This is a genomic window from Exiguobacterium sp. SH1S1 (assembly GCF_004337245.1).
Lineage (GTDB): Bacteria > Bacillota > Bacilli > Exiguobacteriales > Exiguobacteriaceae > Exiguobacterium > Exiguobacterium aurantiacum_A.
The window spans coordinates 84,796-101,125 of sequence record NZ_SJUZ01000004.1 but is presented as its reverse complement, the minus strand read 5'-3'; the positions used below and the strand labels follow the sequence as shown (position 1 = coordinate 101,125).

General features: G+C 53.3%; 14 protein-coding genes and 1 other annotated feature (1 of these 15 cut by a window edge). All 14 genes read left to right on the top strand.

The genetic code is table 11. The annotated features are described in order from the left end of the window. Positions 1 to 159, top strand: a binding site (T-box leader) (it extends 83 nt beyond the left edge of the window). A gap of 65 nt (positions 160 to 224) precedes the next feature. The 14 genes from asnA (at position 225) to EVJ23_RS09385 (ending at position 16,154) form a co-directional block, all read left to right on the top strand. After that, positions 225 to 1,208 carry an aspartate--ammonia ligase gene (gene asnA, locus EVJ23_RS09450; RefSeq protein WP_070328884.1) on the top strand — a complete coding sequence of 328 codons (984 nt, stop codon included), beginning with the start codon at positions 225 to 227 and terminating at the stop codon, positions 1,206 to 1,208. A gap of 180 nt (positions 1,209 to 1,388) precedes the next feature. Continuing rightward, a complete protein-coding gene (locus EVJ23_RS09445) occupies positions 1,389 to 2,684 on the top strand; it encodes an ABC transporter substrate-binding protein (RefSeq protein ID WP_070328885.1) in 1,296 nt (431 codons plus the stop codon). A gap of 147 nt (positions 2,685 to 2,831) precedes the next feature. Continuing rightward, positions 2,832 to 4,022 (top strand): right-handed parallel beta-helix repeat-containing protein, encoded by a 1,191-nt coding sequence (locus EVJ23_RS09440; protein ID WP_131443902.1) that lies wholly within the window; start codon positions 2,832 to 2,834, stop codon positions 4,020 to 4,022. Further along, positions 4,009 to 4,575 (top strand): nitrous oxide reductase accessory protein NosL, encoded by a 567-nt coding sequence (locus EVJ23_RS09435; RefSeq protein WP_201739233.1) that lies wholly within the window; start codon positions 4,009 to 4,011, stop codon positions 4,573 to 4,575. The genes EVJ23_RS09440 and EVJ23_RS09435 overlap by 14 nt, the downstream gene beginning before the upstream one ends. A gap of 3 nt (positions 4,576 to 4,578) precedes the next feature. After that, positions 4,579 to 5,379: an ABC-2 transporter permease gene (locus EVJ23_RS09430; RefSeq protein WP_070328888.1), complete on the top strand. Its 801-nt coding sequence runs from the start codon at positions 4,579 to 4,581 to the stop codon at positions 5,377 to 5,379. Beyond that, positions 5,366 to 6,085, top strand: a complete 720-nt coding sequence (locus EVJ23_RS09425) for an ABC transporter ATP-binding protein (protein ID WP_070328889.1) — start codon at positions 5,366 to 5,368, stop codon at positions 6,083 to 6,085. Before EVJ23_RS09430 ends, EVJ23_RS09425 begins: the two co-directional genes overlap by 14 nt. Positions 6,086 to 6,148: 63 nt before the next feature. Next, positions 6,149 to 7,609, top strand: coding sequence for an MDR family MFS transporter (locus EVJ23_RS09420; RefSeq protein WP_131465798.1), 1,461 nt, complete (start codon positions 6,149 to 6,151; stop codon positions 7,607 to 7,609). A 35-nt stretch (positions 7,610 to 7,644) separates the two neighbouring features. Beyond that, a complete protein-coding gene (locus EVJ23_RS09415) occupies positions 7,645 to 8,763 on the top strand; it encodes a PQQ-dependent sugar dehydrogenase (RefSeq protein ID WP_236633747.1) in 1,119 nt (372 codons plus the stop codon). A 95-nt stretch (positions 8,764 to 8,858) separates the two neighbouring features. Next, complete coding sequence (locus EVJ23_RS09410) at positions 8,859 to 10,067, top strand: M48 family metallopeptidase (RefSeq protein ID WP_131465699.1); 1,209 nt, start codon at positions 8,859 to 8,861, stop codon at positions 10,065 to 10,067. 102 nt (positions 10,068 to 10,169) lie between these two features. After that, on the top strand, positions 10,170 to 11,921 hold the full coding sequence (locus EVJ23_RS09405) for a sensor histidine kinase (RefSeq protein ID WP_236633746.1): 1,752 nt from the start codon (positions 10,170 to 10,172) through the stop codon (positions 11,919 to 11,921). Further along, positions 11,918 to 12,625: a response regulator transcription factor gene (locus tag EVJ23_RS09400; protein ID WP_070328894.1), complete on the top strand. Its 708-nt coding sequence runs from the start codon at positions 11,918 to 11,920 to the stop codon at positions 12,623 to 12,625. The genes EVJ23_RS09405 and EVJ23_RS09400 overlap by 4 nt, the downstream gene beginning before the upstream one ends. Positions 12,626 to 12,640: 15 nt before the next feature. Next, entirely contained in the window at positions 12,641 to 13,354 is a 714-nt protein-coding gene (gene deoD, locus EVJ23_RS09395; RefSeq protein WP_016508372.1) for a purine-nucleoside phosphorylase, read from the top strand. Between the two features lie 142 nt (positions 13,355 to 13,496). Beyond that, positions 13,497 to 14,663: an MFS transporter gene (locus tag EVJ23_RS09390; protein ID WP_070328895.1), complete on the top strand. Its 1,167-nt coding sequence runs from the start codon at positions 13,497 to 13,499 to the stop codon at positions 14,661 to 14,663. Between the two features lie 105 nt (positions 14,664 to 14,768). Then, entirely contained in the window at positions 14,769 to 16,154 is a 1,386-nt protein-coding gene (locus EVJ23_RS09385) for an aldehyde dehydrogenase (RefSeq protein ID WP_070328896.1), read from the top strand. Positions 16,155 to 16,330 lie beyond the last annotated feature (176 nt).

Sequence of the window (16,330 nt, the reverse complement as noted above, 5' to 3'; positions counted from 1 at the left end):
CGAAGAACCTCCTGGAGTCGCTACCCGAACGCTTTGCAAGTAGACGTAGCCGGACCGTTCCCCGTTATCGGAACTACGAGATGTTCGTCTCGAAAAAGTGAGTAGATTCGTCTACTAATTTGGGTGGCACCGCGGAGCTTGAAGCCTTCCGTCCCATAGTCCATGGGATTGGAGGGCTTTTTTCTATTGCTCCGTCCCAAATCCCACAATTGGAGGAAGACAAAATGACAACGACAGCAACAAGCATGATGAAGGAAAAACAACAGGCAATCACGGCGGTAAAGGCAATGTTCGAGGACAAGTTCAGCACGGCGCTAGGTCTCACGCAAGTACAGGCACCGCTATTCGTCACATCGGCGAGCGGAGTCAACGATCACTTGAACGGCGTCGAGCGCATCATTCAGTTCGACACACAATATCCGGGACATGAGCTTGAGATCGTCCAGTCGCTTGCGAAATGGAAACGCGAAGCGCTCGGCCGGTACGGGTTCAAAGTTGGCGAAGGGTTGTATACACAGATGCGTGCGATCCGCCGCGACGAAGAACTCGACGCGACACACTCGCTTCATGTCGATCAATGGGACTGGGAACGCGTCATCGCCCGGGAACACCGGACGACCGACTATTTGAAAGCGACCGTCGAATCGATTTATGCGGCCTTGCTTGAAACGGAACGGTCGGTCGAGTCGGCATACGCGATCGAAGCGATTCTTCCTGAGTCGATTCACTTCTTGACGAGCCAAGAGCTAGAAGACCTGTATCCGACGCTGACGCCAAAAGAACGGGAACATGCGATTTGTAAAGAGCATGGCGCGGTCTTCCTCTCACAAATCGGAGGCGCGCTCGCCTCAGGAGAGAAACATGATGGCCGAGCGGCTGACTATGACGACTGGTCGCTCAACGGCGATATTCTCGTCTGGCATCCAGAACTCGAGACGGCGTTCGAACTGTCGTCGATGGGAATCCGTGTCGATGAGACAGCGCTCGCTGAGCAGTTGGTGACAGCCGGCGCGGAAGAGAAGCGGAAGTATCCGTTCCATCAAGCCGTGCTCGAAGGACGTCTCCCACTTACGGTCGGAGGCGGAATCGGCCAGTCACGTGTCGCCATGTATCTGCTCCGGGCCCGTCATATCGGTGAAGTCCAATCGTCGGTCTGGCCGAGCGAGATGGTCGCGGCGTGCGAAGAAGCTGGAATTAGCCTGTTGTAATTATATAGAAGCAAATGAGCCAGGACTTTCTTACGAGAAAGTCCTGGTTTTCTGTACAACATTTTCCACCCTACACGTCAATTTTGACACCTACATAATGGAAGCGTTTTCATTTAAAGTAAGGGTGTACTGATTGGATCGATTATTTTAGTCGACTTACACACCGAGGGAGGAAGCAAGATGAAACGCAAATGGAGATTATCGACAGCTGTGATGACGGCTGGCATGGTATTGACGCTCGCTGCCTGCGGGGGCGGATCGCTCACAGAAGGGGAAGGGTCGGCTGACGGGAACGCGGATAGCGGTGACTCAAAAGATGTGACGTTGAACGTCTTCCAATTTAAAGCCGAAATCGCTAAAGACCTCGAGGCGATGGCGAAAGAATATGAAGAAGAGACGGGCGTCAAAGTAACCGTTCAAACGGTCGGCGGCGGAGCCGACTACGGTGCCGCGCTCAAATCGCAATTCGCATCTGGCAATGAACCGGATATCTTTAACAACGGTGGCTTCACGGAAGCGCAGACGTGGAAAGATAAGTTGGAAGATTTGTCGGATGAAAAGTGGGTCGGTGATTTGACGGAAGTGGCCAAAGAACCGATGACGATGGACGGGAAACTGTACGGTATGCCGATGAACCTTGAAGGCTACGGTTTCATCTACAATAAGGAGCTGTTTGAGAAAGCGGGCATCAGTGAACTGCCGAAGACGCTGTCTGAATTGACGGACGCGGCTGAAAAATTGGACAAGGCGGGCATCACCCCGTTCTCGGTCGGATACGCGGAGTTTTGGATTCTCGGCATCCACTTGCTCAACATCCCGATGGCACAACAAGATGATCCCGATGCGTTCATCCAAGCGCTCAACGACAACAAAGAGAAGTTCGAAGACAATGAGCAGTTCCAACAGTTCTTGAAACTGTTCGACCTGACCATCAAATACGGCAACAAGAACCCGCTCACGACGGACTACAACACGCAAGTCACACAGTTCGCCCAAGGCGAGACAGCGATGCTCCAGCAAGGCAACTGGGCCCAACAGATGATTCTCGACGTGAATCCGGACATCGAGATGGGCTTCGTACCGATTCCGATCAATGATGATAAAGAGAAGATGGACCGCTTGCCGGTCGGCGTCCCGAATAACTGGGTCGTCAACAAAAACTCACAATATAAAGAAGAAGCGAAAGACTTCCTCGAGTGGATGGCGACGTCAGACACAGGAAAAGACTACATGGTCAACAAGTTCAAGTTCATCCCGGCGTTCAAGTCGATCGAAGCGAACGACCTCGGACCACTCGCTGACGATATCCTTGCCTATTCGAACGAAGGCAAGACGATCTCATGGAACTGGTTCAAGTATCCGGACGGCGCGGTCAACGAGTATGGTGCCTTGATGCAAGCGTACGTCGGCGGTCAGAAGACCGGTGACGAGATGCTCCAAGACTTCACAAAAGTATGGATGGATAAAGCTAAATAAAGAAAACACAAGCAGCGAACTGACCCCTTCGCCGCTTGTGTTTTTTTTATGAAGAAACTGTCACAGGAATCCCATAAAAAGCACACACATACCCCCCTAGGTTTTCGTACAATATGTTTTGTAAGCGATTGATCAAGAGGAGGGGTTATGAGACAACTAAAACTTGGATTGCTCATCGGCTTGTTGTTCGCAGCCCCGTCTGTCCACGCGGAGTCCGATTTAGTGACGCTTGACGAACCGATCGTGGTCCGTTCGAATGAGACGTTTGACGGTGCGGGGAAACGCTTCGTCAGCTGCAATGAACCGGCGTTTCGGTTAGAAGGGACCGGGGCGGTGCTCGAGAATGTTTTGGTCGAACAGTGCCGGCAGACGGACGTGGCTGCCATACAAGTCTCAGGGCTTGGCCATCAGCTGATCGATGTGACCGTCGAAGCGTCCGGGACCGGTATCGTAGTGGAAGACAGCTACGGGGTAAGGCTCGTCCGTCCCGTCATCTCGGGGTCTAATCAACACGAGGGCATCTCGCTATTGAACAGCGAAGCGGCTTTGATCAAAGGGGCGGTCATCGACCGAGTCCGTGACGGGATCTACATCGAGAACGGGTCGGGTCACCAGCTGATTCGACCGAGCGTTGCCGATGCTAGATACGGTGTCCATCTCATGTTTCCGACAGACGTGTCGATCAATTTGCCGAACCTCCGGCGCAACGGAGCAGGTGCGATGATCATGGGGACAGAGCGCGTCGTCATCGAGAACGGACAAATCCATGACCAAGTCGGCGCGACGGCGACCGGGATCATGTTGTTTGAAGCAGTCGAGACGACGTTGCGTGCCAACGCGATCTTCGGCAATCGGATCGGGATTTATGCGGAAAAATCGGAGTGGACGACGATTCATGACAACGGTGTAAACGGCAATGATGTAGGACTGCGCTTGAAGTCGGCGAACGGGATGACGATGGCAGGGAACGACTTGACCGGCAATCGGTATCCGGTCGTCTCGTTTGAGTCGGCAGACAATGTGATTCAAGGAAACGATTGGGGCGGACAGACGCTCGATTTGACACGCGACGGGTTCAGTGAGATCCCGTTTCGGGCCGACCCGTACTTGTTTTTATTGGCCGATTCATATGAAGCGTTCGAGTTGCTGTACGGTGCCCCGGGGCTAACCGTGCTTGAACGTGTGCTCCGTAGCCCGGACGAGGTCACACTCACGGACGCAGGGCCAATTGTGTCCGCGTTTCGCATCGAGTGGAACGGGTCGTTCGGAGCGGTCGCTTTAACCGGAATGATGGTTTTACTATGGATATTTGGGAGGAAACGATATGACTACGTATAAAAAAATGGCAGGACTATTCGCCGCATCAAGTTTGACGCTCGCACTTGGGGCGTGTTCGAGCGCTGCGGCGGAACCGTTCGATATCGAATGGGGCGAGACCGAGTGTGAAGTGTGCAAGATGAAAGTGATGGATAAACAATTCGCTGCCGAAGCGATTATGGACAACGGGAAAGGCTATGCGTTCGACGATATCGGTTGTTTGATGCGTGACTGGTACCCTGAGCAAACGGAAGAGGACATCGCGGCGATGTATGTGAAAGACTACAATACGATGGACTGGGTCGATTTAGATGAAGGTACGTTTGTCTATAATAAAGAAGCGAAAACGCCGATGGCTTATAACATCGTCTCGTTCGCAAAAGCAGCGGACGCGGAGACGTATGCCGAAGAGAATGGCGGCATGGTGATGGATTTAGACGACTTGAAAGAACACACGTGGGAACGCGGCGAGATGAACGGTCATAAAAAAATGAATTCGGACGACGATGGCGAAGCGAGCGACATGAGTGACGCGCACGATTCGGATGAGTCATCTGACGGTCACAGGCAGTAAGCGATGTTATGGCGGATCGAATGGTCCCGTACGCTGCGTCAGAAAGAAAGTTACGTCTTCTTGCTTGCTTGGGTACTGACACTCGTCTTGCTGGGTGGTCTCGGCCAAGCGATCCCGGTGGCGACGGCGTATACGAACGTCAGCGCGACACTCGTCACGGTGATCGGGCTCGTGTTACCGCTCCTCGTCATGTTGACGACGGCACTGCAGTGGGGCAATGAGCGTGAATCAAAGCGGATGCGACTCGTCTCGACGTTCACGGTGTCGATGCGCCGCGTGGTCTGGATGCGTTACAGCGCATTCCTGGCGACGCAAGGACTCATCATCACGCTTGCGTTCGCGCTCGCCTCGTTCCTTGTTTCGATGCCGCTCGAGACGTGGTTCGTCCTATGGGTGTATGCGTTCGGCCTCACCGCGTACGGTGCCGCGATCGGCACGTTCATCGGCGTCGTCGGACGGACGAGGCTTCGAGCCGTGCTCCTCTCGTTCATCGTCTGGGTCGTCCTCGTTTTACTTTGGCCGACGCTCCTCGTGGCAACGATTGCTTGGCTGCCTTACGGGTCGCAAGCGAGTGCGATGGTCGGGCTTCTGTTTTTGAACGGATTTGAGCTACTGCGCGTCTGGGTGAGCTCGGTCTTGTCGGCACCTGACCTGTTCGGGGCCGTCTATGAAACGTTTATCGGCTGGCTCGGCGACCCACTCGGTAGTTTGACCGTCAGCATCGCGATCTTGAGTGTCGTGTTTGTGTTGTGGTTCGGGACAGCTTGGTTACTTCGACAGGAGGGACGACATGATTCAGCTTGAACAGGTCGGTAAACGCTATGGCGATGTATGGTCGCTCCATCCGCTTGACGGAGCGATTGCCGACGGTCGGGTCGTCGCCTTATGCGGAAGCAACGGGGCTGGGAAATCGACGCTACTGAACATGATGAACGGTACGCTCGCACCGAGTGTCGGTCATATCTCGTTGAACGGGGAGACGCGTGACCGTCGAAAATCGTATAATCAATCGTTTGGTTATATGCCTGATGATTTCGCATTCGATCCGTCGTGGACCGTCGGTGAGACGTTTGCGTATTACGCGTTGCTTCAAGGAGTCAAACCGGATGCGTCTCTATTGAACCGTGTCGGGCTTGACGCCAAGACCCGGCAACAGGTCGGGATGTTGTCGAAAGGGATGCGGCAACGTCTCCTGCTCGCTCAAGCGTTGGTCACGAAACCTGACATTTTACTGCTAGACGAGCCGACGAACGGTCTCGACCCGACGTGGATGCATGTATTGGGCCGACTGTTGCGGGAAGAGGCCGATCGCGGGACGACGATCGTGTTCTCGACACACCAGCTCGATGTGGCGGCGAGGCTTGCTGACGAAGTCTGGATGCTTGATGCCGGCCGGCTGGCCGGACGTGTCCTCGTTCAAGATGAACAGGCCGCTTACGCCGAAATTAAAAACTTCTTTTTCGAACCGGAAGTTGAGGCTTGTCAAACAGACGCCGCTCGCACAAAATAATAGACAGTTGAAGTGGTGGTCGGAGCCTTCCGGCGCCACTATTTTTGTGGGGAGATGGAACAGATGAGAAAGAATGTTACGGTCGCACTACTGCTTGCGACTTTTTTGGCGGCGATCGAAGGGACGGTCGTCTCGGTCGCGACGCCGGTCATTGCGAGCGAGTTGAACGGCGCGGCGCTCGTTAGTTGGGTATTTGCCGCCTTCTTACTATTTACCGCGGTGTCGACACCGATTTACGGGAAAGTCGCCGACTTGTTCGGTCGAAAGCGTGTCCTCTTGTTTGGGATCGGGCTGTTCACACTTGCCTCGCTCTTATGCGGTTTAGCGACATCGATGGAGCAGTTGATCGTGTTTCGGGCGCTGCAAGGTCTTGGTGCCGGTGCGGTCCTGCCGATCTCGATGACGATTATCGGGGACTTGTATAAGTATGAAGAGCGCGGCAAAATCCAAGGGATTTTAAGCGCGGTGTGGGGCGTGTCCGGTGTACTCGGACCGGTCATCGGAGGATTTTTGGTCGAGACGTTGTCTTGGCGCTACGTGTTCTTGTTGAACGTTCCGTTTGCGCTCTTATCGTTCATCATGATCGTCACATTTTATAAAGAGACGGTCGCCGAGACGACCGAACGGATCGATATAAAAGGGGCACTCCTGTTCGCCGGGGGGACGACCGCATTCTTGTACGCCTTGATCACGTTCAGTGAAACGAACATCTTGACGTTACCGGTCGTCGTCAGCGCTGTGCTCAGTCTTATCTTGCTCGTCAATTTCTTCATGTCGGAGCGCCGGGCCAAGACACCACTCCTGCCGCTCGAGCTTTTGAAGCAGCCGATTATCGCGTCCATCAACGGGGCCGTCTTCTTTGCTGCTTGGGTGCTCGTCTCGATGTCAGCCTACATCCCGATTTGGGCGCAGGCTGTACTTGGTAAATCGGCGACGGAGGCGGGCTTTATGCTCATGCCGCTCTCGGTCGCATGGACGTTCACGTCGATTATCGGCGGACGGACGCTCGGAGCGGCATCACCGCGACGACGAGCTGTCTTCGGGATGGGCCTGCTCTTGATCGGGACGGTCATCTTGACGCTGATGACTCCATCGAGTTCGGACGTCTGGGTGTACCTCGCCGTCGCCATCATCGGCGTCGGATTCGGTTTGTCACAACCGATGTTCATCGTCGTGTTGCAGACGGTCGTGTCATACCGTCAGCGCGGGACAGCGACAGCGGCGAACTCGTTTTTAAGTACGGTCGGACAGACGCTCGGCGTCGCGGTGTTCGGGGCGATGTTCAACTTTATCGTCTTGAGCGGATTCCGGAACGACGAAACGTTGAGCGGTGCCTCGCTCGAATCGTTCTTCAACCAGGCGGCGAGTGCCACGCTTGACGAGGGTGTTCGCCTGCAAGGTGAGCAGTTGATCGCCTCGGGACTGAACAGTGTCTTCGTCGGAGCGGCGCTCGCGGCGTTCATCGCCTTGCTCATCGCGCTTCGGTTACCGGCCCGCCCACCCGAACCTTCACGTGACGCCTAAAAGCGCGGTATGATGGGGGAAAGGAGGCGGTCACGTTGAAACGATGGTTACTCATGTTGTCACTCGTCTTTGTTGCCGGTTGTGCGTCTGATTCGGCGGACGATGCGGTCCAAGAAGAGGAAACCCCGATCGAACAACCGGCTGAATCGACGGAAGTTGCGCCGAACGAAGATGACGCGTTATCGGTTGCGCCGAACGAAGATGACGCGTTATCGGTTGGGGCGAACGAATCGATTGCGCGACAGCTCGACGTCCCATGGTCGATTACACGAACCGAGGACGGTTGGCTTGTTTCAGAGCGCGGGGGAACGATTGCTGTCATTGATGCTGACGGTAACGTCTCGCGTCAACCGGTCGAACTGACTGAAGATGTGCTTGAAATCGGGGAAGGCGGACTACTCGGTCTTGCTCTCGCGGATGACTTTGCGACGTCGCGACAGCTGTACGCCTATCATACGTACGGGATACCTGGGGATGTGCGGAACCGGGTCGTCGAATTGACGTGGGACGGAGAACGATTTGAAGAGACGGACATCGTCTTGGAAGACATTCCCGGAGCGCAGTTTCATAACGGCGGACGCTTATTACTCGACGGTGACGTGATTTGGGTCACGACCGGAGACGCACTCGTCCCAGACCTCGCTCAAGATGAGACATCGATTGCCGGGAAAATCCTGCGCGTGCCGTTGTCCGGCGAAGGGGACCCGGTCGATTGGATTTATTCGTCCGGCCATCGGAATCCGCAAGGGTTGACCGTCATCGAAGACGTGCTCTATGCGAGCGAACATGGGGCATCCGGTCATGACGAAGTGAACATCATCGAGCCAGGAAACAATTACGGGTGGCCGATCATCGAGGCCGATGAGACGGAAGACGGTCTCGAGACGCCTTGGTTTGAGGTCGGGGGAACGTCATGGGCGCCATCTGGCATCGTTGCCGACGATCAGTACGTCTATATGGCGACGTTGCGTGGGAATCGTTTGGTCGCGATCGACCGTGAGACGCGCGAAGTCATTCCGCTCGTCGAGGATCAAGGTCGCATCCGTGACGTCTGGTTAGAAGATGATCGCCTGTATTACATCACGAACAATACGGACGGCCGTGGAAATCCAGGAGCGGAAGACGATCAACTGTTCGTGCTCGAATTACGTTAGAAGCTGACATTTCGTCAGTTTCTATTTTTTTGTTGTTTTACGTGTGAGATTCCGTATAATAAAGACGGTAATTGGAAAATGAAGGAGTTAATGACATGAATCATTCAAAATTGGTACATAAGCACGAACAATTGTATTTCGGACTGCTTGTCGCGATGAGCATCCTGACAATTATTGTCGGAATCGTCTTGACGATTGCCTCACTCGGTATCTTCCTGTGGATCATCGGGCTAATCGTCTCGCTGTCGATGTTCGCACACTGGATTCAAATCGGCTATATTCGGACGAACGGGGTCAAAGTGACGGAGCGACAATTCGCCGACCTGCATGAGATGTATCAGCGCGTCGGACAAGGGATGGGTATCCGTTTGTTGCCAGACGTCTATATTTTACAGGCGGGCGGGGTCTTGAACGCGTTCGCGACCCGATTCTTCCAAAAGAATATGATCATCTTGTATTCGGACGTCGTGGAACTGTCGCGGAACGGTCAGACGAAAGAAGTCGAGTTCGTCATCGCGCATGAACTCGCGCACATCCGCCGCAATCACGTCCAAAAACAGTGGCTCGTCTTGCTCGGGAATATCGTTCCATTTTTAGGGACAGCGTATTCACGCGCGTGCGAATATACGTGCGACCGGATGGCCGCGCATTATATTCAAGACGAAGCGGCTTCAAAACGAGCGCTCACCATCCTTGCCGTCGGCGGAAAGCTCGCCAAAGAAGTGAACGAGTTCGACTATTTATATGAAGCAAGCCGTGAGAACGGGTTCATCGCCAAATATAGCGAACTGATTTCGACGCATCCGACATTGCCGAAACGGATCGCCGCTATCGCCACGCATGCCGGTGAGGCGAACGTGCCGATGTTCAAGACGGCTGGTTATGTCAAAGCCTCAATCATCGGAACGATTGTCGTCACCGTGCTCGTCAACGGGGCCATCATCGCGTGGCTCGTCATGAGTGATGGGTTCACGAGCCTCGCCGCTTCACCGTTCAGCGAAGGGTTCGCCGGTGAAATGACGGAAGAACCGCTCCAAGAATTGGCGTACGACAATGCAGGTGCCGATGCGATTCGAGAAGAGCTGGCGAATGGGGCAGATGTCAATATGCAAGACAGTTATGGCGATACGCCGCTCCATAACTTGCTGTACAATGATGGAATGGACTACGATTCATTAGTGCTCTTGCTCGAAAGCGGGGCAGATGTCACCATAGAAAATGACGATGGTATGACGCCGATCGATGTGGCGAAAGATTGGAGCCACGAATTTGGGATTATAGAACTGCTACGTTCTTATGAATGAACAGCTGGCTCGTCTCTCGGGAAACTGAGGGACGAGTTTTTTATGTTGGGATTGCAAACGCTTGCATGACCCGTGATATAATCTTCAAGAGGAGGGGTGTCGGTGAGGAGCATCCGTACGAAATTGACCGGGATGATCGCATTGACGATCATCGTTCCGGTTATTTTAGCGACCGTCATATCATTTTGGTACGTCAAAGACCGGGAACGAGAGCGCGGTCTCGAGCTCACGGACTGGTCACTCGAGCGCGGGACGTTGCAGATCGAACGCTACATCTCTGACTTGAGCCGCCTGCCGACGAGCCTATACGCCAATCGGGACGTCCTCGACATTCTTGAATACGGTCCCGGGCTGTCACTCGAGCAGACGGAGCTTGAAGTTCGGCGGGCCCTCCTTGGTATGTACTTATCACGGGAGGATGTCGCACAGATTCAATTGCTCATGCTTGAAGACATGGACTCGTTCGCCGCCTATAAAATGAAAGTGTCACCACGTTCGAAAAAACAACCGAGTGCGATTCAACAACAATTGCTGAAGTATGAAGAGAGCCGTGTCTTGCTCGAGGCGTCGCATCCGCTCGTCCCGTACCATGACTTTGGACCGATCGTCTCGGCAGAAGAGGTCGTGACGCTTCATTTCCGGCTCGACAAGATCGAGACGGATAAACCGCTCGCAATCCTCTCGATCGATATACCGGAAGAAGTGTTTGTCGGACAACTCGCGTCGTTGCAAAACAATCCGGAGGAAAGCCTTTGGTTTATTGGCGGGAACAATCAAGTGTTTGCCAAGCTCGGGGACGAGGACATCCCGGACACTGTGGCGGCGAAGTCGATGTCGGTCGACGGGAAACATCATCGGATCATTAAATCGTTCGAGTTTGAAAATCAAACGTTTTATGTCGGGAAATCGATTCCGGATCGGTTGTTGATTGAACCGGCATCCCGGACGTCATTCATCATCTTCGTCGTCGGGATGGTTTCGCTCGTTTTAGCGTTGATCGGGGCGACATATGCATCGATGCGTTTGACGACGCCGATTAAAACGCTCACGTCGAACATTTGGCGAATCGAGCAAGGGGACATGACCGTTTCGTTCGATTCCCTGGGAAATGATGAGTTCGGCGTCCTTGGTCGGCAGTTCAAACGGATGATCGAACGGATCGATGACTTGATTCAGCGCGAATATCGGTTGGCACTCGAAAATCGGACGAACGAACTGCGCGCCCTGCAGGCACAAACGAACCCGCATTTTTTATTCAATGCGCTGCAGTCGATCGGGACGCTCGCCCTAAAAGGGGACGGTAAAACGGTTTATCGCTTAATCACACAGTTATCCTCGATGATGCGGTACACGATGCACCCGGACGAGTCGATGGTGACGCTCAAGCGCGAAGTCGAGCATCTCAATTCGTACGTTCGGCTCCAACAGGTCCGCTTCCCCGATCAGTTCGACGTCGAGGTCGACGTCCCGGACGCGTTGCTCGACTTGATCGTTCCGAAGATGATCCTCCAACCGCTCGCGGAGAACTTTTTCAAACATGGGTTTGAGCGGGACGGGGCGACGGCGGCCAATCGATTCTGCTTAAACATCCGTCAAACGGGAGCCGCCCTCATCATCCGTTGTGAGAACAGCGGGCGAGCGATCTCGGACTTTGAGCTGAACGCCCTGCAACAACGGATCGAACGGTCGACAGGACCGATTCATGGTGCGGAAGGCACCGGTTTAAAGAACATTCGCGATCGACTCATGTTAAACTATAATCGGGAGGCTGAGTTTATGTTGGCTACACCAGAGACCGGCGGATTCCGCATCATCATGCGTTTCCCGGCCGTGAAGGAGGCGGGTGCGTCATGACGAAAGTATTGATCGTCGACGATGAGTCGCCAGTACGGGAAGCGGTCAAATTGCTTGGGGAGTGGGAACGTCTCGGCGTCACGAAAGTGTTCGAAGCGAGCGACGGCGAAGAAGCGAAACGGATTATCACGAAAGAGCGCCCGGCCTTGGTTTTATCGGATATTCAAATGCCGCGCTGCAACGGGATTGAGTTGATGGAATGGGTGCATCAAGAGGTGGAGTCGGTAAAGCTGATCGTGTTGACCGGGTACGATGAGTATTCGTATATGCGGCGCGCGATTCAGCTCGGCAGCTTCGATTACTTGCTGAAACCGATTGATCCGGACGTGTTGAACGATACGCTCGAACGTGCCCTCGCAGACGTCTGTCCAGCCGAGGAAGACCCAATCTTCCAAATCGGTGCGTTTATTGAGCGTCATTATGCGGAAGAGCTCAGCTTGCAAGGGATGAGCGAGCGCTTTTACTTGAGCCGCGAATACATATCGCGTCGTTTTAAGCAGCAGTATGGCGTCAACTTATCCGAGTACTTGCTGTCGATCCGCATGCTCGAAGCCAAGCGTCTCCTTGAAACAAGTAGACAACGTATTTATGAAGTCGCCCAAGCGGTTGGTTTTTCGGACGACAAATACTTCCGAAAAGTCTTTAAAAAACAAGTTGGTGTTACCCCGAACGAATATCGGGAAGACTACCAACGACAACTTTAAAGGAGGAATTTTATCATGAGTGTACACATTGGGGCAAAAGAAGGACAAATCGCAGAAACGGTATTACTTCCAGGAGATCCGTTGCGCGCGAAATACATCGCCGAGACGTTCTTAGAGGATGTCGAACTGTATAACGAAGTGCGTGGCATGTACGGTTTCACGGGTACGTATAAAGGCAAACGCATCTCTGTTCAAGGGACAGGTATGGGTGTGCCGTCGATGTCGATTTACGTCAACGAATTGATCATGTCGTACGGTGCTAAAAACTTGATTCGTGTCGGTACAGCCGGCGGGATTCAAGAAGACGTCAAAGTGCGTGACGTTGTCATCGCGATGAGCGCGTCGAGTGAGATGGGACAAAACCGTGTCCGGTTCGACGGCATGGACTACGCACCGACAGCGACGTTCGACCTCCTACATCGTGCGTATATGAACGCGGAGAAAGCGGGCATCCCGGTCAAAGTCGGTCAAATCTTCACGGCCGACCAGTTCTACCAAGATGACTTCCACCACTTCAAAAAGTGGGCGGACTTCGGTTGCCTCGCAATCGAGATGGAAGCAGCCGGCCTTTACACGCTCGCGGCGAAACATAAAGTCAACGCCTTGACGATCCTCACGATCTCTGACCACTTGTTAACGGGTGAAGAGACGACATCAGAAGAACGTCAATCGACGTTCGACGAGATGATTCGTGTCGCCCTCGACACAGCAGTCGAAGTGACGAACTAAATCATAAGTCCCTACAGACGCAACGTTTGTAGGGACTTTTTGTGTCAGTGTGCCAACGTGTCTATACAAAGCGGAACCGGCAAGCTAGACTGAAGCTGAAAACTCAGTGTCCGTGGAGGTGCTGAGCTAAGGAGAGAATTCCGTGAATAAACCATCCGCTTTTGTGATTTATAGTATCGTCTTTTTTGCGTTTTTTGATCTGTTTGCCCAACTTCCCGTCATGAGCACGTTCGCGACCTCAGTCGGTGCGACGCCGTTCATCGCCGGTGTCGTCATTGCCATCTATTCATTGTCGAACACGTTCGGGAACATTTTGTCTGGCGTTTGGACGGACAAGTTCGGTCCGTTCCGAATCTTACTCGTCGGTTTAGTGTTATCAAGTGCGAGTCTGCTCATGTATCGCCTTGTCGATGATGCTTCGATGTTATTGGTGGTGCGTGTCGTTCACGGATTCGTGGCCGGCTTGATTGTACCGGCTGCGTTTACGCTATCCGCGAACTTGACCGCGGCCAATCGACAAGGGAAAAAAGTGGCGCTCACCGGGAGCTTCGTCGGGTTGGCGGCGATTCTAGGACCAGCGTTCAGCGGCATCATGGCCAGCCGCACATCGGTCCCGGTCGTATTTACGTACGTGGCGGCGTATGGCGTGCTTGTGGCTTTGCTTGCCCTCGTCGTGTTAAAGCGGTTGCGATTCGCTGTTAAACATGAGGACCGGCGCGAAGTGGTTGGTTCGAAAACGCTAGAGCGTGACGTCGTCAAAGCGTATGTCGGGGCGTTTTTATTAATGTTCTCGCAAGGAGCGCTCGCTTATTTATTACCGCTTTACGTGCAAGCGCTCGGTTACGACTCACGGCTCAGCGGGACGTTGCTCAGCACGTTTGGCGTTGCTGCCGTCCTCGTGTTCGTCTTGCCGACGAACCGTATCTTCGACCGGTTCGAGCCGGCGCGCTTGGCTGCGCTCGGGATCGGCATCCTTGGGGTTAGTCAAATTCTGATCGGTTTGTCGGGTAGCGCAAATCTGCTCTATCTCGTGCTCGGCTGTTATGGCGTCGGCTTCGCTATTTTGTTCCCGGCCATCAACACGATGTTGATCAAAGCGACGAACAGTGCCAATCGAGGCAAATCATACGGCTACTTCTATGCGTTTTTCTCTCTCGGTACGGTCGTGGGTTCGGCTCTCTTAGGGTGGCTGTCCGTCTCGTTAACGCAGAAATTCACGCTGACCGGGATTGTTTTGCTGCTAGCGGGCCTGCTTTTGATTGTGATCGAGCAGACAAGGAAACGTGTCGTTTCAAACAAGACCGGGTGAGATGGGCACGTATCAAGCAGCAACGGCTGAACGTTCAAAATGGTCGGGTCTGATTGGATAGTGATAAGATAAAGACAGCGTTATCACTCAAAGGGAGGCAGATTTATGCTCGCACCAATCGAACAGTTGACGATCGAAGAGCTCATCAGTAAGCAACGTCGTTTCTTTAAGACGCAAGCGACCAAATCGCTCGCATTCCGTCTCAGTATGTTGACGTTTTTGAAAGAATCAATCAAACATCACGAAGCAGAGATTATCGAAGCGTTAAAAACAGATTTAAATAAATCAGAGCTCGATGCGTTCACGACGGAGATCGGCTTTATTTACGACGAGATCAGTCGGACGAATCGAGAGTTGAAGCGTTGGATGCGCCCGAAACGGGTTCGCGGCGCAGCGATCCACCTCGGGACAAAAAGTGAAGTCATGTATGAACCGTACGGCACCGTTCTCATTATCGCGCCTTGGAATTATCCATTCCAATTGGCAATCGCACCGCTCATCGGAGCAATCGCGGCCGGGAACACGGCTGTCGTGAAACCGTCGGAATTGACGCCGAACGTGGCCCAAGTAATGACGAAAGTGCTCGAACGGGCGTTCACCGATCGTTACGTCGTCAGCGTCGAAGGGGATAAAGACGTCGCTCAAGCTTTGCTCGCGCAAAAATGGGATCATATCTTCTTTACCGGTTCGACCCAAGTCGGAAAAATCGTCATGGAGGCTGCGGCCAAGCAATTGACGCCGGTCACGCTCGAACTAGGTGGGAAGTCACCGGCCATCGTCCATGAAGATGCCAATATTAACATTGCGGCGAAACGGATTGCGTGGGGGAAATGGATGAACGCCGGGCAGACGTGTGTCGCCCCGGACTACGTGCTCGTCCACGAGTCGAAACGTGATGCGTTTCTTGAAGCAATCAAGCGGGAAGCGTTCCTGATGTTTGGGAACGGAATCGGGACAGAACGGTTCACCCGGATCGTCAGCGAGTCTCATTTTGATCGGTTGACGAGTTATTTGAGTCAAGGGGACGTCTTCTTCGGGGGAGCGACGGAGCGGGAAAGTTTGAAAATCGCCCCGACCGTCATGACGGATATTCATGATGGGGCTGCTGTCATGAAAGACGAGATTTTCGGACCGATTTTGCCGGTGCTGACGTATCGTCAACTCGATGAGGCGATCGAGTTTGTGTCCGACCGTCCGCATCCGCTCGCGCTCTATCTGTTCACGGAAACGAAAGCTGTCGAACAGACGGTGCTCAAGCATCTGACATTCGGCGGCGGTTGTGTCAACGATGTCCTCATGCATTTGACAAACCCGAACTTGCCATTTGGCGGTGTCGGGGAGAGTGGGATGGGGGCTTATCACGGACGCTATAGCTTTGAGGCGTTCAGCCATGCCAAATCAATATTACGCAACACGACAAAATTTGATGTGCCGATTCGTTATCCAAACTTTAAAGGTGCGGAGAAGCTGATCCGTCTCGTCTATCGCTGAGACTGATCTGAGACTGTAGACTTTCTACAGTCTTTTTTTTATGAGAACGAATTGAAAAATAGAAGATTGTTTGAAATGTCACATACTTTTGTGATCAGGGTGCTCACGCTACTGTATAATAAAGCCATAAATGAAACGTACGAGACATTCCAGGCACGAATGAATTGTGGAGGGAG